Source organism: Candidatus Nitrosopumilus sp., from assembly GCF_965262695.1.
GTDB lineage: Archaea > Thermoproteota > Nitrososphaeria > Nitrososphaerales > Nitrosopumilaceae > Nitrosopumilus.
In genome coordinates, this window is the sequence record NZ_OZ253550.1 from 1,300,010 (window position 1) to 1,324,052 (window position 24,043).

Here is a 24,043-nt window from a genome sequence, read left to right on the forward strand (position 1 = left end):
AATGAGACAAAATATGAAACTGTATCTTGACTTTGATCCCTGCCAAGAATGTAATACAATGATGGCAGAGCTTAGCAGCCCTGAGATGTTATTTGCTGATGAGAAAACTAGAGCAGATGAATCTGCAAAGTTTCTCAGACATTTGACATACAATCACAATGAAGTGGTTCAAGCTGTTATGGATGATCTTCCAAAACAAAAAAGAGATCAAGAACCTGATTTCTACAAATAATCTTCTTTTTCATTCTTAACAATCAATAACCATATTCATATACAAAATTACCCTAAACTTTTTGGTATAAAATGAGAGTTACTTTTCTATTTGGTTTGATTGCAATTACTGTTCTGTTTAGTTTCTTACCTTCATTTGCAGCTGAGACTGATCAAGAGCCTGAACCCCCAGGACTTCCAGAACCTTCACCAGAGCCTGAACCAATTCCAATTCCAGAGCCTGAACCCGTTCCTGAACCATTTCCAGGAGAAACTGAATCAGAAAAAATTCAACGATTAACTGAAGAAAATGAAAATTTAAAACAACAAAACAGAAATCTTCAAGGTCAAATCTCTACTCTAAAAAATGAAAAATTAGGATTACAATCCCAGATATCCCAATTACATGAAAGAATAAAGGATTTAGAACAGATCACAATGGAACAAGTTCGTGTAATTATGGATTTGGTAAATAGCCTAAAAGATGTATTTTATGAAAAAATAATTTCTCCTACAATTAACATGTAGGATTTTTTGGATTTTCTACTCATCAAGCTTTAGTATTTTCTTAATCAAAGCAGTTCTGTTTCTAATTGTCACATCACTAATTCCTGCTTCTACTGAGAATTTCTTCTGACTAACTTTTTCTCCATTAAGTATACATGAAATGTATAATGAAGCAGCAGCTTGTGCTACTGGGTGTTTTCCAGCAGTAATTCCTTCTTCTTCACAGTGTTTTAGTATCTCAAATGCTCCACGTTTTGTTTTTTCTTTCAAATTCATGTTGTTTGAGATTTTTGAGATAAACGAGGCAGTATCATACTGATTAAGATTCAATTCAAGCTTTTTGATTATGGTTCTCAAATCTCGGGAAAGTATTCTTCTTTCTACATTACCAGCTTCGGCAATATCATCTAATGTTCTTGGAATGTTGTTCTCTCTACATGCTGCATACAATGAGGCTGAAATCAATGATGCCATTGTTCTTCCTCGTGTTAATTTTGCACTAACAGTTTTTCTGTAAATGTAGGCAGCATTTTCAACCACATTATCTGGCACACCCAACTTTGTCTTCATTGAATGAAGCAAAGTAAAGGCTCTACTCAAAGTAGCAGTTTTTCTTGATTTGCTTCTCTGATCCCATGTTCTAAGTCTGTTGAATTCGTATTTTGTTTTTCTTGATAACGCGTTTCCTGAAGAATCTTTATTGTTTCCAATAACAGTTGATAATCCTTTGTCAAACATCGTTAGTGATGTTGCAGGACCTGTTCTGGCTTGCTTCATAAAGTCTTCCTGAGTGTAACCATTGTTTTCATATGATGCATCAGCTAAGTTTTGCACTAGAATAAGACCGCAACCCCCACAAAAAATTTCTCCTCGTTCAGAATCTGTTATTGTAGGGTAGGTTTTGCAAGCGTCTAGTTTACACTTGACATCATAATCGTTTGAATAATTTTCTACCACTATTGAATATACATAGTGAACATAAAATAAAAATAAATTGTTACAGGAAATTTTGTAATCAAAACTATACTTTACAAACAAAAAATTCCTAATCTTTTAGAAAAATATACTAATTAAAATCAATACAACATACATTGTATTAAATGTTAAAAATGAAAAAGAAATTTTTTAAAAATTATTTTTTAATTGATTCTAAAGAGTGGCCACGATTTTGAATCATTTGTGTAACTGCTTCAACAGTATAATCAATTCCGTGTTCTTCTTCAAAATGATTTCTTAATTTCTCAATTGTACTGATAGATTTCTCCTCGTCAATTTCATATTGACATTCAAAACCATAATCTTCGCATCTTAGTTTGAGAGTCATTTAGTCTGGAAAAAATATCAAACCTATAAAAACTATGGACCTGATTTCACACAAAAACGAAATTAGGTATTTTGAACCTAAAATATCTCAATAATAACCGGAAAATCCTTAATGAGTGTGATAATATCAATTGATTAGAAATGGTTTATTCATATCAAGTTGTAAAATATCAAACAATCTCATTTGTTCAGGGCACTCATTGGTCTCAATCTGTAGGTGATAAAGGAATACTATACAAATCACTCAAAGATCCATTTTCAAAATTAATCGTTCAAACAAATGATGCAAAAAAACTATTCCGTGTTCCAAAAGATAGAACTGTAATTGTTACAAATGATACTGTTCATTTTCTAGGTGAATTAGCCTAAATTATTTAAAGAATTGATCAACCTGATCTCTGTACTTTAGTGCAATCTTTCCAAAATCTGAAAAATCTTCTACAGTCGGATTTTTCATTCTCATTGCATATTGATTCACAAATACAGACAGAGCACTACCTATGATTAGATTGTATACGCCATCAGCTACATTTTTTGAATATGGAAATGCAACTTTGATAAAAGGCAGATATGACTCTGTTTGAGATATCATTAATTTGATATGCTTTTCAACAAAATCTTCTACATCCGGTGGTATTGCCATGATTATACTAGTATTGATTTCATATAAGTAGATCTGAATCTTGTTTTCAAGATTGATAATCGTCATAATAACTTAACAAAAAAAAAAATACTGTATGAGCACTTATGGCAACAAAAAAACCTATGAAAAAAAGCTCTGCTGTATCTCCATTTCAAACTTCAAGTTGGTTTGATATTGACAAATCAATTGATAATTTGAGAAAGGAGATGGAAAAAGCATTTTCTTCATTTCCAAGAATGACTATGCCAAAAATGTCACATACATCTTGTGATATTATTGATGAAGGAAAACAATTCCGAGTAAAGATGGATGTTCCTGGAATAAAGAAAAATGAGATAAAACTCAATGTAACTGAAAACTCTCTTGAAATCTCAGGAGAACACAAGGAAGAATCTGAAGAAAAGAAGAAAAATTACCTTACAAAAGAGCGTAGTCAGGTCTCTTACTATAGAACACTACCTCTTTCTGAGAATGTAATTGCATCTAAGGTAAAAGCAAAACTCACTGATGGGGTTTTGGATATAACACTACCAAAATCTAAACCTACAAAAACCCAAAAGAAGAAATCTGTATCAGTTCAGTAGTTGTTTTTTAACTACAATTTGAGATAGATACTTTTCTTTCCCCTTTCTACTTCTAGGTAAGCATCTTAACTGTCTATTACAGCATGGGCAAGTCAATCCATCATATTCTACAAATACTTCACAATAATTACATCTCTTTTGCCCAGCAGCATATCTGCCAATTTGTGATGGTTTCAGCGCTTTGTACTCTTTGCATTTACCAATACAATAAGTCATCAATGAAGCCAGAAACTATTCAAAGATAAAAGATTTGATTGCACTGCAACGCAGATCTTGGAATTCTTCCAAATTAAATTTATAACACTATTTTCCATTTGTGGCTGTTGCATTATTTAGATGAAAAAGTATTTGGGAAAATCACCACAAAAGAGATTATTGGTGCTGAACCACCTGTAGTTCCTGATACTCAAGAAATTTTAGAAAATGAACTTACAACTCTAATTTCAGAACTAGAATCACAATCAAAAGAAGAACTTGAAAAACTCTTAGAACAACAACAAGCTGCTGAAGCCCATGTGAATAGCAGACCTGGGGCAATGGCATTATCTCAACCTAAAATCCAACTATTCACAGAGTATAGCCAAAAATACATTCAAAATATCAAAGAAAAATTAGAATCTTAGACTTTTTTCTTTCTGCGCTTTTTTGGAGATGTCTTTCTTCTTACCAATAATGATATGATTGCACCAGCTGGAATTCCTATAATTGTTCCAAGGCTAACATAAGGTGCAATAAAAAAATCTCCAATCCAGATTCCGCCATCAGTTGTCAATTCCATAAACGTTCTTGGTCGTAACACTACTGAAACAGTCTGAGAATCTTCTTTTTCTTCTCTAACATCATCCGTATACTGTACAATAATCTCAAATGGTAACTTGTACTCTGTATTTACTTCATTAGTTGGAGTGATAATTCGTGATGTAATTCCAACAGGAGTATTTTTTTCTATTTTAGAAAATGAATGCATTGTTTCTCCTCTAAATTCAATATCTTTAGGTGGAATAATTTTGATTTTTACATCTGTAATATCGATATCTTCTGAAACTACTTCAACATCAATTGGAAATTCTGCGTTTGCAAAAATTGATTCAGGTATCTTTGTGTGAATAGTTACACTTGGATCTTCTTTTATTGTAATTGGAATTGCAATATCATGATAAAATGGATCTTGAGGTGTTTCATTATTTGAAACCAATACTTGAGAATATTTTATGTTCAAAAAATGAATTCCTGGACTAGCATCATTTGTAATGTTCAGGTTTATATTTTCTCCATATGAACCACCTTCTGCAAGTTTCTCAATTGTTACATTGTTTGGTTCTACAATTAATCCTGGGATTTCAGATATTGAAAACTCAAATGAAATATCTTGTTTTTCTTCCCATCCGTTATTTTTTATCAAAATTGAGATGATTCCATCTCGTCCTACAACAATTTCATCAGGATGAGTAATTTCAATATCCATTCCTCCTTCTAGATTTTGAACTAGAGTTTCAGCATGAATACTTGGAATTAGAAAGAATAATCCGACTAGAAAGGGTACAATCCAGAACCGATTCATATCTTTTATTATCACAACTGCATTATGACTATTCTGGGTAATTACAGGCTCAAAAATTCCTCAAAATGACTTGTTGATTCATAAATACCACCAATCCTAGGATTCCAGAATCAATTATGGTAAGTAAAACAAAAGAGCTCTGTCCAAGATGTGCACAGGGAAAATTAGTTACTGATAATGAATCAGGAGAAATGTTTTGCTCCAAATGTGGCTTTGTAATTACTGAAAAATTACAAGAAGCAGGTCCTGAATGGCGTTCTTTTACACAAGATGAACATGGTGATAGAGCAAGAGCAGGAGCTCCTACTTCACTAACTATGCATGACATGGGTCTTGCAACAATTATCAATCCAGTAAACAAAGATGCTTCTGGAAGACCATTAACAGCTTCTATGAAAAGTACTATTGAGAGACTACGAACATGGGATAGTAGAAGTCAGGTCCATGAACCAGTTGATAGAAACTTTAGACAAGCATTTAGTGAATTAAACAGACTTAAAGACAAATTAGCAATTTCAGATGCAGTAATTGAAAAAGCAGCTTACATTTACAGAAAAGCCCTAGACAAGGGATTAGTTAGAGGTCGTTCCATTTCAGCTCTAATGGCATCAGCACTTTATGCTGCATGTCGTGACACTGAAACTCCAAGAAATCTAAAAGATGTTGAACAAGCAGCAAATATCAAAAGAAAAGATATCGCAAGATGTTACAGATTACTAGTCAAAGAACTTGACTTGAAGATGCCAGTAACTGATTCAATTCAATGTGTTGCAAGAATTGCAAGCAGAATTGGAATTGCAGAAAAAACAAAGAGATATGCAGTCAAAGTGCTCAAAAAAGCACAAGAAAACGAGGTTTCTGCAGGAAAAGATCCAATGGGATTGGCAGCTGCAGCACTATACCTATCATGTGTCAAAAATGGTGAGGATAAGACTCAGAGAGACATTGCCGAGGCTGCAAACGTGACTGAAGTTACTATTAGAAACAGATACAAAGGACTCAAAGAGTCACTTGAACTATAATTTTCGTTCTTGAGAATTTACTTTTTTTACAAATCCACCTTCTTTTGATTCATCAATAAAATCTTCAGTACTTTCTGATTCATCTTTAGATGTATCGTCAGGATCTTCAGGTGGTTTTACAAATCCACCTTTTACTGGATCAGGCGGTGGAATATTTTTTGATCTTCCCATTCCAATTGTTGTAATAATTACTGATGATAAAATGATGAAGAATATTATTTGTGGATATGCTTCAGCATTTGGTAGACCCATAGTTATTGGATAAGTAGCAAGTACTGCTGCAGCTAATCCTCTAGGAATCATAGAGTTTGTAACAGCTTTATCTAATTTGGAGAATCTGTTTGTTAATGTTACTTTTGCAACAATTCCTCTTCCAAAGAATACTGCAATTGTTATTAAAATTCCAAATATCATGTATTCTATTTGTCCAAAACTTGCCATTAGTCCAACAAACACAAAGAAGAATGCTCTTACCAAAAATGTGAGTTGGTTGTGAGTTGGATCATCCATCTCAATCTTTGGTAGTTTAAATCTAAGAATGCGTGCTAGGTGATTTTTGTTTCCTAACATCAAACCAAATACTAGTGCAGTCAAAGCACCTGACTCTCCAAATGAATTTGCCAAGAAGAACAGTACAAACAAAATTCCTAATGTGAGCATGTATGCGTGTTGAGCATTTCCAAGCTTTGTTGATACGTACATCCAAGGAATTCCTACACCAAATCCAAGAACTAGACCTACAACAACTGCTCGTCCTATAGTTTCTTGTAATATTTGTAAATCAAATGTTCCTGCAAGTACTGCCTCAAATAGAATGAATGCTACTATTGTAGCCAAAATATCAGTTAATGCTGATTCGAAACTTAGCATTGACTTTGTTTCTTCTGAAATTTTGACATTTCTGACTAGTCCAAATACAATTGCAGAACTACTTCCTCCTACAATTGAACCTAACAGAATGCTCTCTAACCAAAGCCATCCTAACGCGTAATGAGCTGCAATTGAAATCATTGCAACTGATAAAATAAAACCAAGAATCGCTAGTGTTGATGAAAAATGAGCAGTCCTTATCACATGTTTGATATCTAAATTCAATCCGCCATCAAACATGATGATTATCAATGCAAGTGCTGCAAAGTATGGAACTACTTGAATCACAGCTTCTGGTTGAATCAAACCAAGTACTGGACCTAAAATAACTCCTAAAATCATCAAAAACGCAACATCGGGAATTCCAGTTCTTTTGAAAAATGCTTCACCTGCAACACCAAGAAAGATTACTACTCCTGCTGCAAGTAAAATTACATGAGCTGGAGCAATAAAACCATCTTGTGAAGACAAGGTTCCAACTGAATTCTGGATCTCTGTAAATTTTTCAAAAATCAAACTTGGATCAAAATTGGCCAACGGGATATCACTAGTCTGTCCTCTAATCAAATTCAAAATAGATAATACTATGAAATTCACTTCTGACTGCATCTTGATATCTTCAGATAAAAATTAAACTAGATTTGGTTACCCTTTTAGGCTCGATAGTAATTTTAGATACACATTAAATCAACTAGGATGTAATTTTCTCACTTGAGTGGTACTGAGACATTACGTGAAGATCATAAACAAATACGAAGATTAGAAAAAGTCATCATAAAATGCTATACAGAACTCTATGCTGGAATAGATATTCCTTTTTCTGATATTGATAAAATCACATTAATTATTGAAGAATTCTTAGACTCTATTCATTATTCCAGAGAAGAAGATTCCTATTTCCCATGTGTTGCAACATATGATCATCTAAAACAAGAGATTAGGGGATTGTTAATTGAACATGAATTTTCTCGCAGAATTGCTCTACAAATCAAAAAACATCTCAAAAGATGGAAGGAAGGTGAAGATGCAAGAGAACCTGTTGCAAGATACCTAAAGACATATTCTGTGTATTTGATGGATCATATGAATAAAGAAGAAGATTTCTTTGATAAGGCAGAAGCTGAAGTTTTGTCAAAAGAAGAAGAAATTGACATGTATGAGCAATTTAAATCAGTTATGACAATTTCCAAAAAAATGGAAGATATGATCAAAGAGATTGAATACTTGGAAAACCAACCTTGGGTGAAAAACTAACGTAAGCTCTTTATGGGCAAATTAGAAATTTTTTACATGAAACCTTTTGTTCTTTGGATGACTGGTCTTCCATGTTCAGGAAAGACTACCATCGTAAAAGACTTGCAAAAAGATATCCCAAATTTGGCAATGCTTGATGGAGATGAACTAAGAGAATGGTTCTCTCCAAAAGATTTCTCAAAAGCAGGACGTGATGAACATAACAAAAAAGTTGCCCACTTGGCAAAATTATTGTTAAAACATGGCGTTCCAAGTGCAGTATCTCTAGTTTCACCATATCTTGAGAATAGAGAAAATGCCAGAACGATTGTAGATGCAGGTGATCAGTTTGCAGAATGTTATGTCAAATGTTCACTAGAAGAATGTGAAAAAAGAGATGTCAAAGGCATGTATGCCAAAGCAAGAAAAGGAGAAATCAAAGGATTTACAGGAATTGATGATCCTTATGAAGCTCCTGAAAAAGCAGATCTCATAGTTGATACAGAAAATGAATCACTTGATGATAGTGCAAACAAAGTAAAGGAATTTCTTAAATCAAGAAACCTACTCTAATTTTTTAAATTCATCAACTATTGTTTGATGAATAATCCCATTTGTTACTAGAATTCCATTTTTATGATGGACTTCTTTGTTGTTGTATAAAATCTCATTTCCTAACATATCTGTCATTTTTCCTCCTGCCTCAGAAATTATACAATATGATGCAGCTGAGTCCCATTCTTTCATTTTGTTTGTAGTTGTAATGTATGCCTCAGCTTCACCTGAAGCAATTTTTCCAACTTTTAATGAACTTCCTATACTTGTAAAATCTTCAATTCCTAATTTTTTGATAAAGGCTTTTTCCTTATCTGATAGATGATGTCTTGAACCAACAGTTCTACATTTTGGAAGTTCTCCTGTTGTAGTTACTGTCATTTTTTTCCATTCTTCATTTGAATACCTAAATGCGCCCTTTCCTTCTTGTGCAACAAATAATATTTTTTCAGTTGGCCACCCTATTACACCAAGAATCGGTTTTTTATTTTTTACAAGTGCTATCATTACGGTAAACTCACCTGTTTTGTCAATAAAATCAGAAGTACCATCTAATGGATCAATTATCCAAATTGTTTCTTCAGATAGTCTAGTTTGATCATCATTATCTTCTTCAGATAAAATTTTGTGCTTTGTTTGAGATAGAATTCCTTTGATTATCTCATTACTTTTTAGATCTGCCTCTGTAATTGGAGAATCATCTTTTTTTGTAAATTCTTCAAATTCTCCTTTGTATATCTCTAAAATTGTATTTCCGGCATCTTGGGCTGCTTTGATAGCGATATCTAATTCAGGAATTTTATCTAAAATTGGTATGTCTTTCAAAATATATTCCTAAGTTGTAAGTTCTGGCTTTAATGTCCATACTACTCCAAGTGCGATAAATGGAATGGAAATAATCCCAATAATGCCAAGAATTGTGAAAAATTGAGATTCTGAAACTAGTGGATTGTTAATTATCCAAGGAAGTGGTAATGACACAATTATCCAAATAACTCCTAATAATATAATCAACTTTGCTTTTGCTTTTCTATCTTTCAACATAATTCACTCTCTTCAGGTGCTATTAAATTCATGTGAATTTATTTTGTAGATTCTCCTCCATCTACTGCTAATATTGCTCCTGTAGTCCATGATGCATCATCTGAGGCAAAGTACAGTACAGCCTTTGCAATCTCTTCAGGTTTACCCATTCTTCCTAATGGGTGTTCTGAATCCATGAAATCTCTGTCTTTTTGAGTTTTAACAAATGGTTTTGTCATATCTGTATCAACTACTCCTGGGCAAATACAATTCACTTTGATTTTGTCTTTGGAATATTCAAGTGCCCAACATTTTGTAAGAACAATTAACGCTGCTTTTGTTGCAGAATATGCATCAGCATTAAATCCTTGGTATGCTTTTAGTCCTGCATCTGATGAAATATTAATTATTGAACCAGATGTCTTTTGTAAATGAGGAATTGCCTCTTTTGTAACTCTAAATTGTCCTGTAAGATTCACATCTAAAACTTCATTCCATTCTCCTTCTTCAATTTCATGAAGTTTTTTAATTCTTGGGAAAACCCCTGCATTGTTTACAAGAATATCTAATCTACCAAATTTTTCAACAGTTTTTTTTACCGCATTTTTTACATCATCAGTTTTTCTAACATCAGCTACTATTGCAAATGAATTAGAAATTTCAGAAGCTGATTTTTCTAATCGTTCTTGATTTTTTCCTGTAATTACTACACTAGCTCCATTTTCTGACAAAACTTTTGCAGTGGCAAATCCAATTCCTCGGCTTCCGCCAGTTACTAGTGCAACTTTACCTGATAAACTCAATAGTTTTTACATGAAAATTCGTAATTTATAGATCGATTTTTAAGAAATACGAATAAAATATTTCAATAATTGAAGAATTAATTGTAATTTATTATATTAAGTGTTAAATAGTTGAAGTTCCTATAATAATTAATGCCGAAGGATATAATTCCTATCGACTAAAATCGCGTAACCCCGCAGAACGATATAGGCAATCAAACGCAAGGTCGTTTGACAACGAGAGGGAATCTCTCAAAGTTCTGCAATGAAGGGGATTACGCCTCTTTTAATTTTGTAAAATACTGACAGATACCGAACCCATCACATTTCCATTTGGATTAATGCTAATCTTTACTTGCTGATCTTCTAAAATCATAATTTGATTTTCTCCAAGATATTTCCATGTATAATATTCAGAAATTCCTGTTTCATGTAGAGTGTTTTCTAATTTGAAATCTTCAGAAAATTCTATACTGTAGCCATCTAATGAAATTGATAAAATTTCTGGACTGCTTCCATTTGGAACAAATCTGAAATAATATTCACCGTTTTTTATTTCAAAAGTTTCTGTATATTCTCCATTTTGATATAATTGTGGTTCTGCTAGTGTCACATGAAAAACAGTCTCGTCATCTTCCTCAGATGAGTCCAAAGACATCATCATAACAAATCCTATAATTATTGCAATCGGAATAATGATAATTTTTTTATTCACAAAAACAATTTAAGAATTCCATTATAAAAATAAATTTCTAGTTTTCTCTTATTTTCTTGGTTAGTACTTCTATTTTTTCAAGTTGTTCTAAAATCCACGGATCATTTATCAAATCCATAATTTCTTCCATTTTGAATAATTTTGGCGTTGTCATTCCTTCTTCAAAATCATATAATTTGATAATTCTATTTTTTACATTTTCAGGTTCGATCTTTTTATTTTGTGCAAAATTGTGTGCAAAATCATTTCTAATTTCTCTAATTTCATTTAATTTTTGTTGAATCTTTATTCTAGTTTTCTCTTCAATTGCTTTTTTGAAGTCTTGATGATTTTTCATTATTCTTGATATCCAAACTATTTTTGTTCCAAAAGATGCAGTTCTATCTTCATCGAATACAGTTTTTGCCCATAATGGAAAATCATTTTTGTCACGCAAAAATAAGTCTGAAATAATTACCGTAAGTGTTGAATCTAAAACTGAAACATAGCTAAGAAAATTACCTCTAATTCGATTTACCAAATTGACATATTCTTTATCTGTTAATTCTTTTGAATTATCTGGCAAATCAAAACCAAATGGCTTACTCATGAATTATGCCTAGAAAAATGGTAAATAGATTTTTGGATTGAATTTTAGCCTTTGTTAGTGAAGTTACACATGCTGTGAATCATTCTTTACACCTGAAATTAAGTACATTTTCCTAAACCAAAACCATGGCAAATTTGAGTAACAAGTGGACTAAACCACCTACTACTAGTATTGGTGATAAAATCAGTGATACTGTAAAGCCAAAAGGTGCTCTAAAACCACGAGTTCAAGAAGGAGTCAAAAGACTACGATTACAGATTCAAAAATTAGATAAAATGTTGTCTGGATTAAAAGAACGCGACGGACAATTATTTGAAAGAATTGTAGAAGCAACCCAAAAACATGATACACAAACAAGTAAAGTTCTAGGAAATGAATTAGCAGAAATTAGAAAAGTTATCAAAATTATGAGTAGTGCAAGAGTTGCTCTTGAGCAAATTGAATTACGATTAACAACATTTAGTGATCTAGGTGATACTGTAGTAGCTATCATGCCAACAATGGGATTGATGAAGAATCTCAAATCATCCCTTGGAAAAGTAATGCCTGGAGCAGAAGCTGAAATTGGACAAATGGCTGAAATGTTAGGTGGATTCATGACCGAGAGTTTCTCAGGTGATGCAGCATTTGGAATGGATGAATCTACAAACGCTGAATCTGATGCAATACTCAAAGAAGCAGCTGCTGTAGCAGAAAGTTCTGCAGGACAGATGTTCCCATCAGTTCCAACTGAATCATCAACATCTACAGAATCAACATCAAAATTTTACTAGAAATCGATTTCTAAAAAAATTATTTGGTATATTATAATACTATGAAACTATTCTGTGGACTGTCTAGATTCTTTTATCTTTCTAACTCTACTACCTTCATCATCAATAATTCTATCAACACCTGATAACTTCTCTCGTAAATTATTGATTATAGAGCCAACCTCATCAGCTTCAGATTCTACTTGTTTTCTCTTTTCAGCAAGTTCTGAAATTCCTCTATTTTCTTCTTCGATATACTCACTGACCTTCTGGAGTTTCTCTTTGAGATTTTTGATATCTACTGATTCTTCTTCAATATCTTTTTCAAGCAAAGTTCGTTTATCTTTGAGATTTTTAATCATTAAACCGACATAATCAATTGCTTCTTCAAGCTGGGCACGTTTTCCCATTAATTCTCCAATTCCAATCTGACTTGAAGTCTCTGAAACGGTAGATTCTGGAGTCTCTTCTACAACATTTTCTTCAGGTTTTTCTTCTACCATTTCTCCGCCCTCCTCTTTCTTGAATTTATCAAACATTTTATGATTTACTTTTCAAAATGGGAATAAAAAGTTACTATGAATCCCAAAGCTGACAAGGTGAATGATTTTTACTCAAAAAAAAGGAAAAATTTGGTGAATTATCTCACCGAAATTGCGTTTCTGAACTCTTGGTTAGAATCAACTGATTTTTCAAAACTGGTAGTTCCAATCTGAAGAAATTTGACATTTTGACCCATCTCAGGATTTACTGCAGAATTAAAGAAAACTTCAAAGACATTCTCATTTTCTGTAATTTTTCCAGAAAATACAACTTTGTAACTGAGATCCTCATCTGAGGCAGTTCCATGCATAGTTACATGGGAACCATTGGATTTTCCACTTAATTCTAGGTCAAACTCTTTTTCTCCAAGACTGAGGATTCCATTAGTTGAAATCTCCCACAAGTCTTGCCCGACCTTTATTGCCTTTCCGTCAAAGAGAGTAATTCCAGCATTATAGGCCTTGTAATTCATTATTGCCCATCCTGATGTCTCTAAAGACAACATTCTCTGCATGTCTTCTTTTGAAGTATCTGATGGTAAGGCATAACGTTGGACTTTGAGCTTTCCATCAACCATTTTTTCGGTTAGAATTACTCCTAGTCCCTCATTTTTGGAACTTCCTTTTGGTTCATACACTCCAGTATTATCTGCAAACGAATAGGTTACAGTTATTGGAGATGCAGCAAGCATCAAAAGGACAGCAATAGCACCAATAGTTCTGTTTTGGGGTTTTACCATGCAAAGTACACATCAAAATGATAGATTAGGAACGTACAGGAAACATTCTGTTCTTTATATAGAAAATTTCTGCAAAAACTCACAAAATCTGCAAAATTGAACATTCTTTCTTCAAATTTTCAAAAAGTCTGTTCTTTGCATGAAAACTGGTATTTTTCACACAAAAAACTAGGCACAATTTTTTAGGAATTTTCTTCCCCGCAACGTTTTTGCTAAAAATCAACTATTTTTTCCACTCAAAATGGCGTTCCGCTTTGCGTTCCGCTATAGCGTTTCAAAACATTCCTCAATAACTAATTGATTGTATACTATACCATGTCAAAACAACAATACAGGTCCGAAATGGGCATCATGGGTGATATCCTAAACGTTACTGCTGATGGCGGTCGTGAGGGAATCATTGTATCTGCAATATCTCGCAAAGCCAACCTATCTCACTATGCAGTACTAGACAAATGTGAGAAACTGGTAGAAGCAGGCTTAGTCGAGTCTGTCAAAAACGACAGAAATAGAGTCTTTCAAATCACTGAAAAAGGACTTCAATTTTTCCAAGAATTCAAGAGATTTCAGGGACTCGTGGAGAGCATGAACCTAAGGTATTAGCCAATGAACCCCCAACTCGTACCAATTCATAGGACAGAGTCTCGAGAAGATGGAATGCTTTTTGTAAGGACTGATGGTATCATCGATACAATGGTTAATGCACCCCTAATAATAGCAGGATTGCTTGTTGTAGCACTAACGATACCTTTGCAGACCTCATTTGCCACTACTCGAACTCTTGATCTAATTATCAATTCTGATGGTTCTACACATATCTCATCCCAAATTGATGTGGATTCTTCAAACTTTGAACTAAGTCTCTTTGGTCCATCCATAGACAACTTTGTTGCAATTGGAGAAGATGGTACGACATTACCTGGAGAAATTATTGAAGACAAGGTAATGATTCAAACAAATGATTATTCTTCTATTACCGTTAACTATGATATTCATGATCTAATTTCCAAAGAAGGTAGAGTTTGGACATTCTCATTTGATTCTCCTATCAACTATTCATTACTAATGCCAGAAAATTCTGTTATTGTGGGAATGGATATCATACCTGAAAATATGGAACAATTAGATTTTCAAATTAAATTAGAAATTCCTATTGGTCCTACACAAATAGATTATATTTTTAGTACTCCTGTTGAAACACCTACAACTCCATCTGAATCTTCATTTGATTCTGTTACTATTGGTCTAATAGCTGGTCTAATTGCAGCTGTCGCAATTGCTTCAGTAATTATAGCAAAAAAGAGACAATCAAAACCTCAATTACAAACAGAAGTAATTCCAACCCCCCCAAAACCAACTACAGATACACTAACTCCTGATACAATTTTCAGTCTCAGACCAGACATGAGAGAAGATGACAAAGAGATTGTCAAATTTATCTCTGAAAATGGAGGTGAAGTCTTTGAAAGTGATCTAAGAAAGAAATTCCTTCAACCAAGGACCACTATGTGGAGAGCAGTAAAAAGGCTAGAAAGGTTAGATGTAGTAGAAATTTACAAAAAAGATCTTCTAAATATGGTCAAATTACGAAACGATTTGGAGGAAGAGAATTGAAAATCTTTGCATTACTAGCACTATTGGTATTGACAGTAGGCATCATTTCTACAAACCAAGCATTTGCCGAACCGTTAGATTCTGTTAGCACCTCTGTTTCAAACTATGATGGTTACTCTGCAACTGTAGAGATTACATGGAATAACGATGATTCAGTGAAAAATTACAAAGTTGGTTGTGTTAGTTGCACTCCAAATATTGTAGAATTTACAACTGGTAATGGTATGACCATAGATAATGTTACACCATTCCCTAATGGCTCATCTGCATTACTCTATGTGATTAGCTATGATTCTGAAAATAACATTATCACTGCAAAACAACTCATAGTCAATCTCAATTAATAATTTTCAATTCTCTGAAAAATTATCATAAACTTATTATACATTTTCCAAACAGGATTGAGCATGGCATCTAAAGCAATCACTGTTGGAGTGGGAATTCCAATGATTGTAGTTGGCGCTTTAATGGCATGGTTATGGGCTCCAATGGAAGGAGATCTTCAAAATCAAGTAGAACTAATTGGAAGCACAATTGGCATTCTAGGCATAGTGTTCTTTATCTCTGGATTGTTCTACACAAAAGAACCAGTAATGCATTAGAAACTCACTGAATAAATAATGAAAAAAATTACCATTATTACTTGAAAGTTAGATTATTTGAGATATTTACATCTGTAGAAGGAGAAGGTATTCTTTATGGAACAAAAACACTTTTTGTAAGACTTGCAGGTTGTCCTTTTACTTGTTTTTATTGTGATACAAAAGAATCTCTTCCACTTGATTCTGGTACAGAATACTCTATTGAGGAAGCAAATCAACTAATTGACTCTAACCTGAAAAATCAAACATACAAAGTAAATTTTACGGGAGGTGATCCACTTATTCAACATCAAGCAGTTGCATTACTTGCAAAACATATTCAGGAGAAAAAAATCCCAACATATCTGGAATCATCATGTTTTGATGTTGATAGATTCAATCATGTATTACCATTTATTGACATTGTAAAAATTGAATTCAAAACAAAGGATTCAGATTTTGTTGACTCTCAACATTATGAGAAATTGATTAGTCATACCATGAAATGCTTAGAATCCTCTGTTAATGCTAAGAAAACAACTTACATCAAAATAGTTGTCAGCTCAAAAACAAAACCTGATGATTTTGAAGAACTAGTAAAACAAATTTTTGATATCGTCTCAAAAGATGACATTGATGGATTTATCATTCAACCAACATATGGTGTTGCAGAACCCTCTCTTGAATTACTGTTGAATTTGTATGATATTGTTTATCCTCATTACATTGATGTCAAAGTTGTTCCTCAATTACACAAATTCATTGGCGCACCATAGTTACCACCAGCCTAAAAACCAGATTACGTTCAAATACTAGAAAAATCGTCTCAAATCATCAAAATGGATGACGAACGTGTAAAGAAACTTGTCAGAGAATTAATAATTGAAGTTGGTGAGGATCCTACCCGTGAAGGTCTCAAAAAAACCCCTGAAAGAATTGCCAATATGTACAAAGAAATTTTTTCTGGATATGATTCTGATTCAGAATTAGCTGTTCAATTCTCAGAAGATTCTGATGTTGTAGTAGCACGTGATATTCAATTTTATTCAATGTGTGAGCATCATATGCTTCCATTCTTTGGTAAAATACACATTGCATATTCTCCAAATGGCAGAGTCTTTGGAATCTCAAAACTAGTCCGATTAGTAGAAAAATACTCAAAACGACTACAAATTCAAGAACGACTAACAAAGAACATTGCAGATGAACTATACTCTCAGGGAGTTAAGGGAGTTGTAGTTTTAGCTGATGCAGAGCATCTTTGTATGAAGATGCGCGGTGTTAGAAACGATGCAACACTTTCCTCATCAGCATTTAGAGGAATTTATGAAAATAAAGAGGAAAAAGAGGGAATTATGACCTTAATTAGAAAACGTGCTTCTGATTCTTCCTATTGATATCTGAAAAATTAAATATCGACTCTATTTCAAAAAAATCATGAATGATGGAAGAAAAATTGCTCATATTCCAAAGGAAGGTTGGCCTAGTTTTACTTGGTACGCAATAGAATTTGCAATAGTTCTTGCAATCTGTATGTTAATTGCAAGAGAAGTAGTTGGAACTCTTACAGAACTTTCTCCTGAAATTCAAAACTATATCTGGTGGGGAATCACTGGATTAATCTTCTTGGCATGGTATATTGGAATAAGAGGGTTTATTCTAAAAAAGAAAATTCTAAAAAACAGATACTAGAATTATTTTAGATATTTTGTTCTGTCTACAATTCCTGCTTTCTCAAATGCACTCTTTCTGTTATTACATGATTCACAAACTCCACAATGAAGTTTTTTGTTTGAATAACAACTCCACGTTTTAAAGATAGAATTTCCCAATGCTGTTTTGCCTTTCTTTAACAAATCACTTTTTGATAATCCTTCTTTGTATGGGGACCAAATCTCTATTCTCTTTCTTAACTTTGAATTAATTCCATCAATCTCACCTTGGTTAAATGCGGATTCTAGTTTCTTTGCAAAAGTAGGTCTGCAATCAGGATAATGTTTGTCTCCTGTGTGCGCTCCATACACAACTAGAGATGCATTTAGGGTATATGCCCATGCAGATGCAACTGAGAGAAAAACTGCATTTCTAATTGGTACTACTATAGAATATTCAAATTTGCTTGGAATTTTTCTCTTGGAACTAGTCAAAACATTAGAATCTCCATACAACTCTTTCATAAAACCAATATCGATAATCTTGTGTTGTTTTAGTCCTAACTTCTTTGCAAAAGATTTTGCAGCAGAAATTTCCATATTTGCTTTCTGCCCATATGAAAAAGTAATTCCATACAACTCGTACTTTGATTTAAGAAATGATACTGCACAAACAGAATCAACACCTCCACTAAACACAACTACTGCTTTTTTCATGATTCATCAAATTATTTTCTTTTATCTGCAGCACCTTTACTTGGTTTACAGATAACCGTCTGACACTTTGTATTTGTCGATGCAAATCCTTTTGACATTGCTGAGCTAATTTTCTTCAAATCTGCAGAACTCTTGGAGAATGCAATTACTGAAGGTCCTGCTCCACTGATTGTCACGCCTAATGCACCTGCTTTTAGAGCATTTCGTTTGACTTTAACAAATCCTGGAATCATATGTTGTCTTGCAGGTTCTACAATTACATCTTTGATTGAACTTCCGATTAATTCTGGATCTTTTTTCATAAATCCTGCTACTATTGTTGTTGCATTTGATAAATTCAAAATACTGTCTGTTAATTTTATTTTCTTCGGAATAACCCCTCTTGAAACCTTGGTCTTCTTTTTTGGCACATCAAGTTTTGGAACAGCAACACACATTCTAAGATTTGTTGGAGGATCAATTCTAGTTACTTGTAATGGATTTGTTTTAACAATTACAAATCCTCCTAAAACAGAGGCTGCAACATTATCATAATGAACTGCTCCTGCACTAGCTTTTTCACCATATCCTGCATATTCTACCAAAGAATTTCCATCCAACTTTAATCCAAATAATTTGTCAAGTGCTACTGCACTAGCTGCTGCAGATGCGGCACTACTCCCCATTCCAAATCCTGCAGGAACTCCTTTTTTGATTTTAATCTCAATTCCACTTTTTATCTTGAATTCTTTTTTCATATTTTTTATAACTAATCCTGCAGTATTGTTTTCAGGATTTGTTGGAATGGCATCATCAGTGACAATTACTATTCCACTTTTGGTTTTAGTCAAGGTTACTTCGTCATAAAATGCATCAACTGCCAAACCAAATACATCAAATCCTGGACCTAAATTTGCTGTAGAAGAAGGTGCTTTTACTGTAATTTTTGATGCCACTAGTCTTCTACCTCTTCACCCAAATTAAGAATTCTGCTAAGGGCTCCCTCTAGATTAACAAACCCCTCTCCTGTCACATTTGAAATTGGAATTAATCCTTGTGCAAATCCACTAAGATTCAATCCTCTCAAAATATTTGTAGTCAAAGTATAGGTATCTCCATCAGCATCTTTTGCTATAGCGTTTTCTAAAGTACTCAAACTACTTGACCATTGTAGAATCTTTTTAAGATTTGCTCCAATAAGATCAGTTTTTGTTAGTACATTCACTGTGGGTAAATTCAATCGTAATCTAATAGATGTTGCAAGAAGTGCAATTGAAACAAAATTTACTGGAGTTGTAATTAAAGCACCATCAAAAAGAAAGACACTTGTTTTTTCTTCAGATGTAATATTATCTATAAGAAAACGTCCACTGGAACGATATGCAAATAATTCAATTTGTCCTGGAGTATCAACTATTAGATAATCTGGATTTACTCTATTAACTTCATTTTGAATCTCATCAATTTTTGATGCTATCAAATCAGCTGCCATGACTAGTGCACCATTAGGACCAAGATCATATTGTTGCATGATAGATACAATATCTACAAAGTCTCTTACATCAATGTCGCAACTATATGGTAAATTTTCTACTCCTGGATCTAGATTCAAAATGGATGTAAATGCTCCATTCTTTGTATGGTAATCATACAGTTTTGATGATAGTAATGATTTGCCTGAACCAGCAGTTCCAGAAACAAAAATAGTTTTCAATCCTGTCTGGTTCATAATTTGCTCATATTTCAAACTAGCATCAATTATGTACAAAATTCATGCCTAGCACTAGGCATAAAAAATTACTTTACCTAATTTTATCAACTTTCATATTTGATTCTTCAAAAAAATCATCAAATGAACTGGAGACTTGCAGCTATTCCTGTTACCTTAATTCCTATTTTCATTATAGCTATTCAATTTGATATTAAACTAGAAGATGTTCTGGCAATTGGTTTCTTTCCATTTCTTGGCGCAGTTGTAGCGATGATGATAAAATTAGGCCTTCAAGGAGTCAAATTTGCATACATTACAAGAAAATATCTTGGTAATTTTGATTCTATTTTGAAATTAACTGGTGTTCGTGTAGGTAGTGAGTTCATCAAATTTACAACTCCAATGTTTGTTGGTGCTGAATTTATTGTAATCTATTATTTGCACAAAAATGGTGTCAAGCCTTCAAAATCAACATGGATTGCAATTATGGATATTGTCACTGAAGTATTTGCAGCTGGCCTATTATCAATAATGGCAGGAATACTTGCACTACTAAATGGAGCATATGTTGTTGCGGCAGTTGTTCTAGGTACTAGTATTACTGTAACTGCTTTGTGGATGGTACTCTTCTTTCTATCTTCTAAACGTACATTCCAAGTCCCTAAAGTCTTGGGAAAACTTGCTAAAAGATTTGGAAAAGAAAAAGGTGCAAAATATATCGAACAAACAAACTCTTGGATGGAAGAAGTATGTACTATGAGCAGAGAAAATCTAAGAACTTCTGAATCAAAAAAAGTTTTTACAATATCATTCTTGTTTTCACTTGCATCTTGGTCATTTTATGGAATTTCATTTATGATCATTGCAATGGGAACAGGATATGTTATTGGAGCATTTGATTCTATCATGGCTGTAATGGGCGCAAATGCAATTGGAAATCTCCCAATCACTATAGGTGGCTCTGGTCTTGCTGAGTTTGGAATTGTTGCATATCTGAATAATCTTAACCCATTTGACTTTGATGTTTCTCAAGGTGGTCTAGCTTGGGATGCAGTAATAGGCTGGAGAATTGCAACATACTATGTACCAATTGCTATTACTTGGTTACTCTTAGTAAAGTTGGCTTTGAGTAGAATCTCAAAACCTCAAGCCACATAGAAACCACTTTATCTTAAAACGATTTTTTTGATTTGTGGATTTTAAAAACAAAACAATCCTAATTACTGGTGCTTCATCCGGAATTGGAAAACAAAGTGCAATAGAATTCGCAAAATTAGACGCTAACATAATTTTAGTTGCAAGAAGAAAAGAAAAACTTGATGAACTTGCAAATGAATTAAAAAAATTCAATGTATCTATTCTTGTTTGTAGTTGTGATGTTTCTGATAAAGAACAAGTAAAAGAAATGTCAAAAACTGTTTTAGAAAAATTTGACTCTATTGATGTATTAGTAAATAATGCAGGTTTTGCAATATATGGTTCTGTCAAAGATCTATCCATTGATGAAATAGAAGCTCAAATGGAAACAAATTATTTTGGAATGATGTATTGTATCAAAAATTTTCTCCCAACTATGTTAGAAAAGAAATCTGGTCATATAGTCAATGTAGCTTCAGTTGCTGCAAGCTTTGGTCTTCCAGGAATTGCATCTTATTGTGCATCAAAGTTTGCCATGTTGGGGTTCTCAGAAGGTCTCAAACATGAACTAAGTGGCACGGGAGTAGGAATCACAGTTGTTAGTCCAATAATGGTTAGAACAGATTTTTTTGATCATCCTTCTTTTGAAAAAATGCCAAAATATTCCCCAACATCTCTTAGTTCTAAAACAGTTGCAAAAGCAATTCTAAAAGCTGCAAATTCTTCTAGATTAGAAATTATTGTTCCTTCTGTAGTGAGAAGTGCTGTTTGGCTAAAGCATACGTTTCCCTATTTCATAAATCCTATTATGGGAAAATCTTTCAAAAAACAATTAGATTCTGTAAAGTAATTTTGAATTACTCTTCAGCATCATCATCGGCTTCACTAGAGCCTACATCTAATAATTCAAGTGATTTCAAATCAAATTGATAAATTGCATTCATTTCAATCTCTTTTTCTTTTTGTAAATATTCTGAGACCTTTTTGCTAAGTGGTGCTTTGTGTTGATCAAAAACAAATTCATAAACTTCTCCTTTTAACAAGTCATCCATTTTGATACTTTTTGGAACATCCATAGTTACAATATGTCTACCATCTTCTACAGCATCATACAATTGAACATCGATTTTGTTATCTTCATAATAAAATTCTAGGATATATCCTGATTTCTTTAATTCTTCAGGTTTCTTGAATTTTGCATTTTGGATTTCATCAGTAACCCATTTAGGAATTTCATCTTCTTTTTTCTTTTTTACCATAATAACTCACGCTAGTTTTCAGCTTTTTCTTTTTTGCTTTTTGACCACCATTCTAAATAGTCATCATGTTTATCATCACGTGTTCTTTCTTTTTGATTGAGTTTGTATCTGATGTCTGAAACTTGTTCTCTAGTAGCATAGAGTCCACATCGTTTACAGACAAAATTTCTTCTATTCTTTTCATCCATTTTCATTGGGATGTCAATTTCATCGTATAATTTGAAAAGATCCTCTCTACTTCTTTCTTCTTCAAGAACTTCAGATTCATATTTTTCTTGAATCTTTTTTTTCTCCCTATGTGTACATTCTGGACAGTTAGGCACTGATGATTTGGCTTAATTTTTTCCATAAAAGCGTTCCCACATTACTAATTGATCGATAAACATCTGACACGCGGATTTTTTCATCATCCCTTTCGGTCCGTTCGCCCATCGAAATCCCGCGTGCCAGATGAGCGAAATTCAAAAAATAATGTATTATCTCTTTTCTTCTAAGGTCTGAGCAGCAATCTTTGCTGAATTTTCAGCACCATTTGGGATAAAATTCTTTGAAAATTCAATCAAACTCTCTTCAAATCTCCCGTAATTCTCTTTAATTTTCACAATTCCTTCAATTACCTGCTTTGTTTTTGTGGCTAGTATTCCCAAATTCTTCTCTTCAGCCCACTTGATGTTGTTTGTGTGCTCATCATAAATGGGGATTCCTATGATTGGTTTTGCTTTTCCACCCATAATCTCACCCATTACAGTATGTGAGCCATTTACTACAGCATACTTACATGAATCCAACACTGTGTCTTTTTCCTGTTCTGAAAGAAATCCAATGTCAATCTGAATCCAATCTATTTTTTTGTCTAATGCATCAAAGATAGAATACCTCTTTCCATCTTTTCCAATAACTAAATCAATTTTTGGATCATTTCTAGCGTGAGATATTATTCTTTTTTCTGTTTTCATCTCGTCTTTATGAAATACTTCTTCATATCTCTGACCCGTTCCATCATTTGTTGATTTGTTTCCAGTTCTCATCCAATAACCAAATTCATTATTTTTAATTAATTTCTCAAGATCAGAACTTTCTACTTTATTGATTTTTTTGCTATTTGTGAAGTGACCAACATAAGTTACTTTATCTTCAGCCTCTTTTATGAAATTTAGATTGTATTCACACATTGTATATGGTGGTGGTGAATCTGCAACAAGAATTTTTGAAGCTTTTAGAATTTGTTTTGCAACAAATATCAATGATGGATATAGATATGATCTAGAATTGTATAATCTTGGTCTAAATTGATTTGTTATGAATAAACTTGGTATGTTCCTATTTTTTGCTAAAATATTTGATCCCATATCTCCGTCATTGATTACCAAATCAAATTTTTCTTTGTTGTAGAGTTTTCTTTCCTCTCTAAGATAGTTTGCAATTTGTCTAACTAGAGGTGGATTTTTTGAAATTGGTAATAATAAATTCATTAATGACATTGAAACACTCGGACCAAACTTTCCGTCAATTGGAGTTGGCATCAAAATTTCATGAATCTTTTCTTTTTCATCTGGGAATTTTTTTAATAATTTTTCATATACATGATCTTTGCTTGAAAAATGAACTTCGAATTCTTCTTTTATGTGATCACCAAGTACTTCGTTTAGCCTCATCATTCTAGAATAGTGACCACTTCCCCATGGGTAGATGAATTCTCCTATTTTGAGCACAATATTGCAACAAAAATGCTGTTTAAATTC

General features: G+C 33.1%; 36 protein-coding genes. 18 read left to right on the plus strand and 18 right to left on the minus strand.

Annotated features, from left to right (window positions below; translation table 11 throughout):
- Positions 1–13 precede the first annotated feature (13 nt).
- Both ACQY2P_RS07895 and ACQY2P_RS07900 read left to right on the plus strand, forming a co-directional pair.
- Positions 14–232 (plus strand): hypothetical protein, encoded by a 219-nt coding sequence (locus ACQY2P_RS07895; protein ID WP_048083098.1) that lies wholly within the window; start codon positions 14–16, stop codon positions 230–232.
- A gap of 71 nt (positions 233–303) precedes the next feature.
- Positions 304–738 (plus strand): hypothetical protein, encoded by a 435-nt coding sequence (locus ACQY2P_RS07900; protein WP_428326099.1) that lies wholly within the window; start codon positions 304–306, stop codon positions 736–738.
- A 15-nt stretch (positions 739–753) separates the two neighbouring features.
- On the opposite strand, the gene ACQY2P_RS07905 is transcribed toward ACQY2P_RS07900, so the two are convergent.
- Together ACQY2P_RS07905 and ACQY2P_RS07910 are read right to left on the minus strand one after the other, a co-directional pair.
- Positions 754–1,674, minus strand: a complete 921-nt coding sequence (locus ACQY2P_RS07905) for a transcription initiation factor IIB (protein WP_428326100.1) — start codon at positions 1,672–1,674, stop codon at positions 754–756.
- 175 nt (positions 1,675–1,849) lie between these two features.
- Entirely contained in the window at positions 1,850–2,041 is a 192-nt protein-coding gene (locus tag ACQY2P_RS07910; protein ID WP_048083100.1) for a DUF1059 domain-containing protein, read from the minus strand.
- Positions 2,042–2,181: 140 nt separating this feature from the next.
- Between ACQY2P_RS07910 and ACQY2P_RS07915 the strand changes: the two genes are divergently transcribed.
- Positions 2,182–2,409: a hypothetical protein gene (locus ACQY2P_RS07915; protein ID WP_428326101.1), complete on the plus strand. Its 228-nt coding sequence runs from the start codon at positions 2,182–2,184 to the stop codon at positions 2,407–2,409.
- Between the two features lies 1 nt (position 2,410).
- Here the strand turns inward: ACQY2P_RS07915 and ACQY2P_RS07920 are convergent, their stop codons facing one another.
- Positions 2,411–2,683, minus strand: a complete 273-nt coding sequence (locus ACQY2P_RS07920) for a hypothetical protein (RefSeq protein ID WP_048079008.1) — start codon at positions 2,681–2,683, stop codon at positions 2,411–2,413.
- Positions 2,684–2,787: 104 nt separating this feature from the next.
- Here ACQY2P_RS07920 and ACQY2P_RS07925 point away from each other — a divergent pair, with 104 nt between their 5' ends.
- Together ACQY2P_RS07925 and ACQY2P_RS07930 are read left to right on the plus strand one after the other, a co-directional pair.
- Positions 2,788–3,267, plus strand: a complete 480-nt coding sequence (locus tag ACQY2P_RS07925; RefSeq protein WP_428326102.1) for an Hsp20/alpha crystallin family protein — start codon at positions 2,788–2,790, stop codon at positions 3,265–3,267.
- Between the two features lie 323 nt (positions 3,268–3,590).
- Positions 3,591–3,890 carry a hypothetical protein gene (locus ACQY2P_RS07930; RefSeq protein ID WP_428326103.1) on the plus strand — a complete coding sequence of 100 codons (300 nt, stop codon included), beginning with the start codon at positions 3,591–3,593 and terminating at the stop codon, positions 3,888–3,890.
- Here the strand turns inward: ACQY2P_RS07930 and ACQY2P_RS07935 are convergent.
- On the minus strand, positions 3,887–4,828 hold the full coding sequence (locus ACQY2P_RS07935) for a hypothetical protein (protein ID WP_428326104.1): 942 nt from the start codon (positions 4,826–4,828) through the stop codon (positions 3,887–3,889). The two genes, ACQY2P_RS07930 and ACQY2P_RS07935, sit on opposite strands and share 4 nt — an antisense overlap.
- Positions 4,829–4,944: 116 nt before the next feature.
- On the opposite strand from ACQY2P_RS07935, the gene ACQY2P_RS07940 reads away from it, so the two are divergent.
- On the plus strand, positions 4,945–5,850 hold the full coding sequence (locus ACQY2P_RS07940) for a transcription initiation factor IIB (RefSeq protein ID WP_012214407.1): 906 nt from the start codon (positions 4,945–4,947) through the stop codon (positions 5,848–5,850).
- Here the strand turns inward: ACQY2P_RS07940 and ACQY2P_RS07945 are convergent.
- Entirely contained in the window at positions 5,845–7,317 is a 1,473-nt protein-coding gene (locus ACQY2P_RS07945) for a cation:proton antiporter (RefSeq protein ID WP_428326105.1), read from the minus strand. The genes ACQY2P_RS07940 and ACQY2P_RS07945 overlap by 6 nt on opposite strands.
- Before the next feature lie 114 nt (positions 7,318–7,431).
- Here ACQY2P_RS07945 and ACQY2P_RS07950 point away from each other — a divergent pair, with 114 nt between their 5' ends.
- Positions 7,432–7,974: a hemerythrin domain-containing protein gene (locus tag ACQY2P_RS07950; RefSeq protein ID WP_428326106.1), complete on the plus strand. Its 543-nt coding sequence runs from the start codon at positions 7,432–7,434 to the stop codon at positions 7,972–7,974.
- 36 nt (positions 7,975–8,010) lie between these two features.
- Positions 8,011–8,526 (plus strand): adenylyl-sulfate kinase, encoded by a 516-nt coding sequence (gene cysC / locus ACQY2P_RS07955; RefSeq protein ID WP_428326107.1) that lies wholly within the window; start codon positions 8,011–8,013, stop codon positions 8,524–8,526.
- Here cysC and ACQY2P_RS07960 read toward each other — a convergent pair.
- The 5 genes from ACQY2P_RS07960 to ACQY2P_RS07980 form a co-directional block, all read right to left on the minus strand.
- Complete coding sequence (locus ACQY2P_RS07960) at positions 8,518–9,333, minus strand: 3'(2'),5'-bisphosphate nucleotidase CysQ family protein (protein WP_428326108.1); 816 nt, start codon at positions 9,331–9,333, stop codon at positions 8,518–8,520. The genes cysC and ACQY2P_RS07960 overlap by 9 nt on opposite strands.
- Before the next feature lie 9 nt (positions 9,334–9,342).
- On the minus strand, positions 9,343–9,549 hold the full coding sequence (locus ACQY2P_RS07965) for a hypothetical protein (RefSeq protein ID WP_048079092.1): 207 nt from the start codon (positions 9,547–9,549) through the stop codon (positions 9,343–9,345).
- Between the two features lie 41 nt (positions 9,550–9,590).
- Positions 9,591–10,334 (minus strand): SDR family NAD(P)-dependent oxidoreductase, encoded by a 744-nt coding sequence (locus ACQY2P_RS07970; RefSeq protein WP_428326109.1) that lies wholly within the window; start codon positions 10,332–10,334, stop codon positions 9,591–9,593.
- A 265-nt stretch (positions 10,335–10,599) separates the two neighbouring features.
- On the minus strand, positions 10,600–11,028 hold the full coding sequence (locus ACQY2P_RS07975) for a hypothetical protein (protein ID WP_428326110.1): 429 nt from the start codon (positions 11,026–11,028) through the stop codon (positions 10,600–10,602).
- A gap of 37 nt (positions 11,029–11,065) precedes the next feature.
- Positions 11,066–11,617: a hypothetical protein gene (locus ACQY2P_RS07980; protein WP_428326111.1), complete on the minus strand. Its 552-nt coding sequence runs from the start codon at positions 11,615–11,617 to the stop codon at positions 11,066–11,068.
- Between the two features lie 125 nt (positions 11,618–11,742).
- Between ACQY2P_RS07980 and ACQY2P_RS07985 the strand changes: the two genes are divergently transcribed.
- Positions 11,743–12,390 carry a Snf7 family protein gene (locus ACQY2P_RS07985; protein WP_428326112.1) on the plus strand — a complete coding sequence of 216 codons (648 nt, stop codon included), beginning with the start codon at positions 11,743–11,745 and terminating at the stop codon, positions 12,388–12,390.
- A gap of 47 nt (positions 12,391–12,437) precedes the next feature.
- On the opposite strand, the gene ACQY2P_RS07990 is transcribed toward ACQY2P_RS07985, so the two are convergent.
- Together ACQY2P_RS07990 and ACQY2P_RS07995 are read right to left on the minus strand one after the other, a co-directional pair.
- Positions 12,438–12,908 (minus strand): transcriptional regulator, encoded by a 471-nt coding sequence (locus ACQY2P_RS07990; RefSeq protein ID WP_428326113.1) that lies wholly within the window; start codon positions 12,906–12,908, stop codon positions 12,438–12,440.
- A gap of 101 nt (positions 12,909–13,009) precedes the next feature.
- Positions 13,010–13,651, minus strand: a complete 642-nt coding sequence (locus ACQY2P_RS07995; RefSeq protein WP_428326114.1) for a hypothetical protein — start codon at positions 13,649–13,651, stop codon at positions 13,010–13,012.
- A gap of 315 nt (positions 13,652–13,966) precedes the next feature.
- On the opposite strand from ACQY2P_RS07995, the gene ACQY2P_RS08000 reads away from it, so the two are divergent.
- The 7 genes from ACQY2P_RS08000 to ACQY2P_RS08030 all read left to right on the plus strand — a co-directional run bounded on the left by ACQY2P_RS08000 (position 13,967) and on the right by ACQY2P_RS08030 (position 17,538).
- Entirely contained in the window at positions 13,967–14,254 is a 288-nt protein-coding gene (locus ACQY2P_RS08000) for a winged helix-turn-helix domain-containing protein (protein ID WP_014964168.1), read from the plus strand.
- 3 nt (positions 14,255–14,257) lie between these two features.
- Positions 14,258–15,265 carry a helix-turn-helix transcriptional regulator gene (locus ACQY2P_RS08005; RefSeq protein ID WP_428326115.1) on the plus strand — a complete coding sequence of 336 codons (1,008 nt, stop codon included), beginning with the start codon at positions 14,258–14,260 and terminating at the stop codon, positions 15,263–15,265.
- Positions 15,262–15,609: a hypothetical protein gene (locus ACQY2P_RS08010; RefSeq protein WP_428326116.1), complete on the plus strand. Its 348-nt coding sequence runs from the start codon at positions 15,262–15,264 to the stop codon at positions 15,607–15,609. The genes ACQY2P_RS08005 and ACQY2P_RS08010 overlap by 4 nt, the downstream gene beginning before the upstream one ends.
- A gap of 63 nt (positions 15,610–15,672) precedes the next feature.
- The gene (locus tag ACQY2P_RS08015; protein WP_012214423.1) at positions 15,673–15,867 is read left to right on the plus strand and encodes a hypothetical protein; all 195 of its coding nucleotides are present in this window, start codon (positions 15,673–15,675) and stop codon (positions 15,865–15,867) included.
- 41 nt (positions 15,868–15,908) lie between these two features.
- Positions 15,909–16,622, plus strand: a complete 714-nt coding sequence (locus tag ACQY2P_RS08020; protein ID WP_428326117.1) for a 7-carboxy-7-deazaguanine synthase QueE — start codon at positions 15,909–15,911, stop codon at positions 16,620–16,622.
- A 63-nt stretch (positions 16,623–16,685) separates the two neighbouring features.
- Entirely contained in the window at positions 16,686–17,243 is a 558-nt protein-coding gene (folE, locus tag ACQY2P_RS08025; protein ID WP_428326118.1) for a GTP cyclohydrolase I FolE, read from the plus strand.
- A gap of 40 nt (positions 17,244–17,283) precedes the next feature.
- Positions 17,284–17,538 (plus strand): hypothetical protein, encoded by a 255-nt coding sequence (locus ACQY2P_RS08030; RefSeq protein WP_428326119.1) that lies wholly within the window; start codon positions 17,284–17,286, stop codon positions 17,536–17,538.
- 2 nt (positions 17,539–17,540) lie between these two features.
- Here ACQY2P_RS08030 and ACQY2P_RS08035 read toward each other — a convergent pair whose 3' ends face one another.
- From ACQY2P_RS08035 to ACQY2P_RS08045, 3 genes are read right to left on the minus strand one after another with little or no spacing between them, the layout of a single operon-like run.
- Positions 17,541–18,215, minus strand: a complete 675-nt coding sequence (locus ACQY2P_RS08035; protein WP_428326120.1) for a 7-cyano-7-deazaguanine synthase — start codon at positions 18,213–18,215, stop codon at positions 17,541–17,543.
- A gap of 11 nt (positions 18,216–18,226) precedes the next feature.
- On the minus strand, positions 18,227–19,150 hold the full coding sequence (locus ACQY2P_RS08040) for a homoserine kinase (protein WP_428326121.1): 924 nt from the start codon (positions 19,148–19,150) through the stop codon (positions 18,227–18,229).
- Positions 19,150–19,908, minus strand: a complete 759-nt coding sequence (locus tag ACQY2P_RS08045) for an ATP/GTP-binding protein (protein WP_428327286.1) — start codon at positions 19,906–19,908, stop codon at positions 19,150–19,152. The genes ACQY2P_RS08040 and ACQY2P_RS08045 overlap by 1 nt, the downstream gene beginning before the upstream one ends.
- 138 nt (positions 19,909–20,046) lie before the next feature.
- On the opposite strand from ACQY2P_RS08045, the gene ACQY2P_RS08050 reads away from it, so the two are divergent.
- Both ACQY2P_RS08050 and ACQY2P_RS08055 read left to right on the plus strand, forming a co-directional pair.
- Positions 20,047–21,063 carry a lysylphosphatidylglycerol synthase transmembrane domain-containing protein gene (locus tag ACQY2P_RS08050; protein ID WP_428326122.1) on the plus strand — a complete coding sequence of 339 codons (1,017 nt, stop codon included), beginning with the start codon at positions 20,047–20,049 and terminating at the stop codon, positions 21,061–21,063.
- A 34-nt stretch (positions 21,064–21,097) separates the two neighbouring features.
- Positions 21,098–21,892, plus strand: a complete 795-nt coding sequence (locus ACQY2P_RS08055; RefSeq protein WP_428326123.1) for an SDR family NAD(P)-dependent oxidoreductase — start codon at positions 21,098–21,100, stop codon at positions 21,890–21,892.
- Positions 21,893–21,899: 7 nt separating this feature from the next.
- Here ACQY2P_RS08055 and ACQY2P_RS08060 read toward each other — a convergent pair whose 3' ends face one another.
- The 3 genes from ACQY2P_RS08060 to ACQY2P_RS08070 all read right to left on the minus strand — a co-directional run bounded on the left by ACQY2P_RS08060 (position 21,900) and on the right by ACQY2P_RS08070 (position 24,013).
- Entirely contained in the window at positions 21,900–22,301 is a 402-nt protein-coding gene (locus ACQY2P_RS08060; RefSeq protein ID WP_428326124.1) for a hypothetical protein, read from the minus strand.
- Between the two features lie 11 nt (positions 22,302–22,312).
- On the minus strand, positions 22,313–22,624 hold the full coding sequence (locus ACQY2P_RS08065; RefSeq protein WP_428326125.1) for a hypothetical protein: 312 nt from the start codon (positions 22,622–22,624) through the stop codon (positions 22,313–22,315).
- Between the two features lie 153 nt (positions 22,625–22,777).
- Positions 22,778–24,013, minus strand: a complete 1,236-nt coding sequence (locus ACQY2P_RS08070; RefSeq protein ID WP_428326126.1) for a glycosyltransferase — start codon at positions 24,011–24,013, stop codon at positions 22,778–22,780.
- Between the last annotated feature and the right edge of the window lie 30 nt (positions 24,014–24,043).

What these genes read in the sequence shown, in the direction of transcription:
- ACQY2P_RS07895 (WP_048083098.1), top strand. Translation starts at nt 14, where the DNA reads ATGAAACTGTATCTTGACTTTGATCCCTGCCAAGAATGTAATACAATG.
- ACQY2P_RS07900 (WP_428326099.1), top strand. Translation starts at nt 304, where the DNA reads ATGAGAGTTACTTTTCTATTTGGTTTGATTGCAATTACTGTTCTGTTT.
- ACQY2P_RS07910 (WP_048083100.1), bottom strand. Translation starts at nt 2,041, where the DNA reads ATGACTCTCAAACTAAGATGCGAAGATTATGGTTTTGAATGTCAATAT.
- ACQY2P_RS07915 (WP_428326101.1), top strand. Translation starts at nt 2,182, where the DNA reads ATGGTTTATTCATATCAAGTTGTAAAATATCAAACAATCTCATTTGTT.
- ACQY2P_RS07920 (WP_048079008.1), bottom strand. Translation starts at nt 2,683, where the DNA reads ATGGCAATACCACCGGATGTAGAAGATTTTGTTGAAAAGCATATCAAA.
- ACQY2P_RS07925 (WP_428326102.1), top strand. Translation starts at nt 2,788, where the DNA reads ATGGCAACAAAAAAACCTATGAAAAAAAGCTCTGCTGTATCTCCATTT.
- ACQY2P_RS07935 (WP_428326104.1), bottom strand. Translation starts at nt 4,828, where the DNA reads ATGAATCGGTTCTGGATTGTACCCTTTCTAGTCGGATTATTCTTTCTA.
- ACQY2P_RS07940 (WP_012214407.1), top strand. Translation starts at nt 4,945, where the DNA reads ATGGTAAGTAAAACAAAAGAGCTCTGTCCAAGATGTGCACAGGGAAAA.
- cysC (WP_428326107.1), top strand. Translation starts at nt 8,011, where the DNA reads ATGAAACCTTTTGTTCTTTGGATGACTGGTCTTCCATGTTCAGGAAAG.
- ACQY2P_RS07980 (WP_428326111.1), bottom strand. Translation starts at nt 11,617, where the DNA reads ATGAGTAAGCCATTTGGTTTTGATTTGCCAGATAATTCAAAAGAATTA.
- ACQY2P_RS07985 (WP_428326112.1), top strand. Translation starts at nt 11,743, where the DNA reads ATGGCAAATTTGAGTAACAAGTGGACTAAACCACCTACTACTAGTATT.
- ACQY2P_RS07990 (WP_428326113.1), bottom strand. Translation starts at nt 12,908, where the DNA reads ATGTTTGATAAATTCAAGAAAGAGGAGGGCGGAGAAATGGTAGAAGAA.
- ACQY2P_RS07995 (WP_428326114.1), bottom strand. Translation starts at nt 13,651, where the DNA reads ATGGTAAAACCCCAAAACAGAACTATTGGTGCTATTGCTGTCCTTTTG.
- ACQY2P_RS08000 (WP_014964168.1), top strand. Translation starts at nt 13,967, where the DNA reads ATGTCAAAACAACAATACAGGTCCGAAATGGGCATCATGGGTGATATC.
- ACQY2P_RS08005 (WP_428326115.1), top strand. Translation starts at nt 14,258, where the DNA reads ATGAACCCCCAACTCGTACCAATTCATAGGACAGAGTCTCGAGAAGAT.
- ACQY2P_RS08015 (WP_012214423.1), top strand. Translation starts at nt 15,673, where the DNA reads ATGGCATCTAAAGCAATCACTGTTGGAGTGGGAATTCCAATGATTGTA.
- folE (WP_428326118.1), top strand. Translation starts at nt 16,686, where the DNA reads ATGGATGACGAACGTGTAAAGAAACTTGTCAGAGAATTAATAATTGAA.
- ACQY2P_RS08030 (WP_428326119.1), top strand. Translation starts at nt 17,284, where the DNA reads ATGAATGATGGAAGAAAAATTGCTCATATTCCAAAGGAAGGTTGGCCT.
- ACQY2P_RS08035 (WP_428326120.1), bottom strand. Translation starts at nt 18,215, where the DNA reads ATGAAAAAAGCAGTAGTTGTGTTTAGTGGAGGTGTTGATTCTGTTTGT.
- ACQY2P_RS08050 (WP_428326122.1), top strand. Translation starts at nt 20,047, where the DNA reads ATGAACTGGAGACTTGCAGCTATTCCTGTTACCTTAATTCCTATTTTC.
- ACQY2P_RS08060 (WP_428326124.1), bottom strand. Translation starts at nt 22,301, where the DNA reads ATGGTAAAAAAGAAAAAAGAAGATGAAATTCCTAAATGGGTTACTGAT.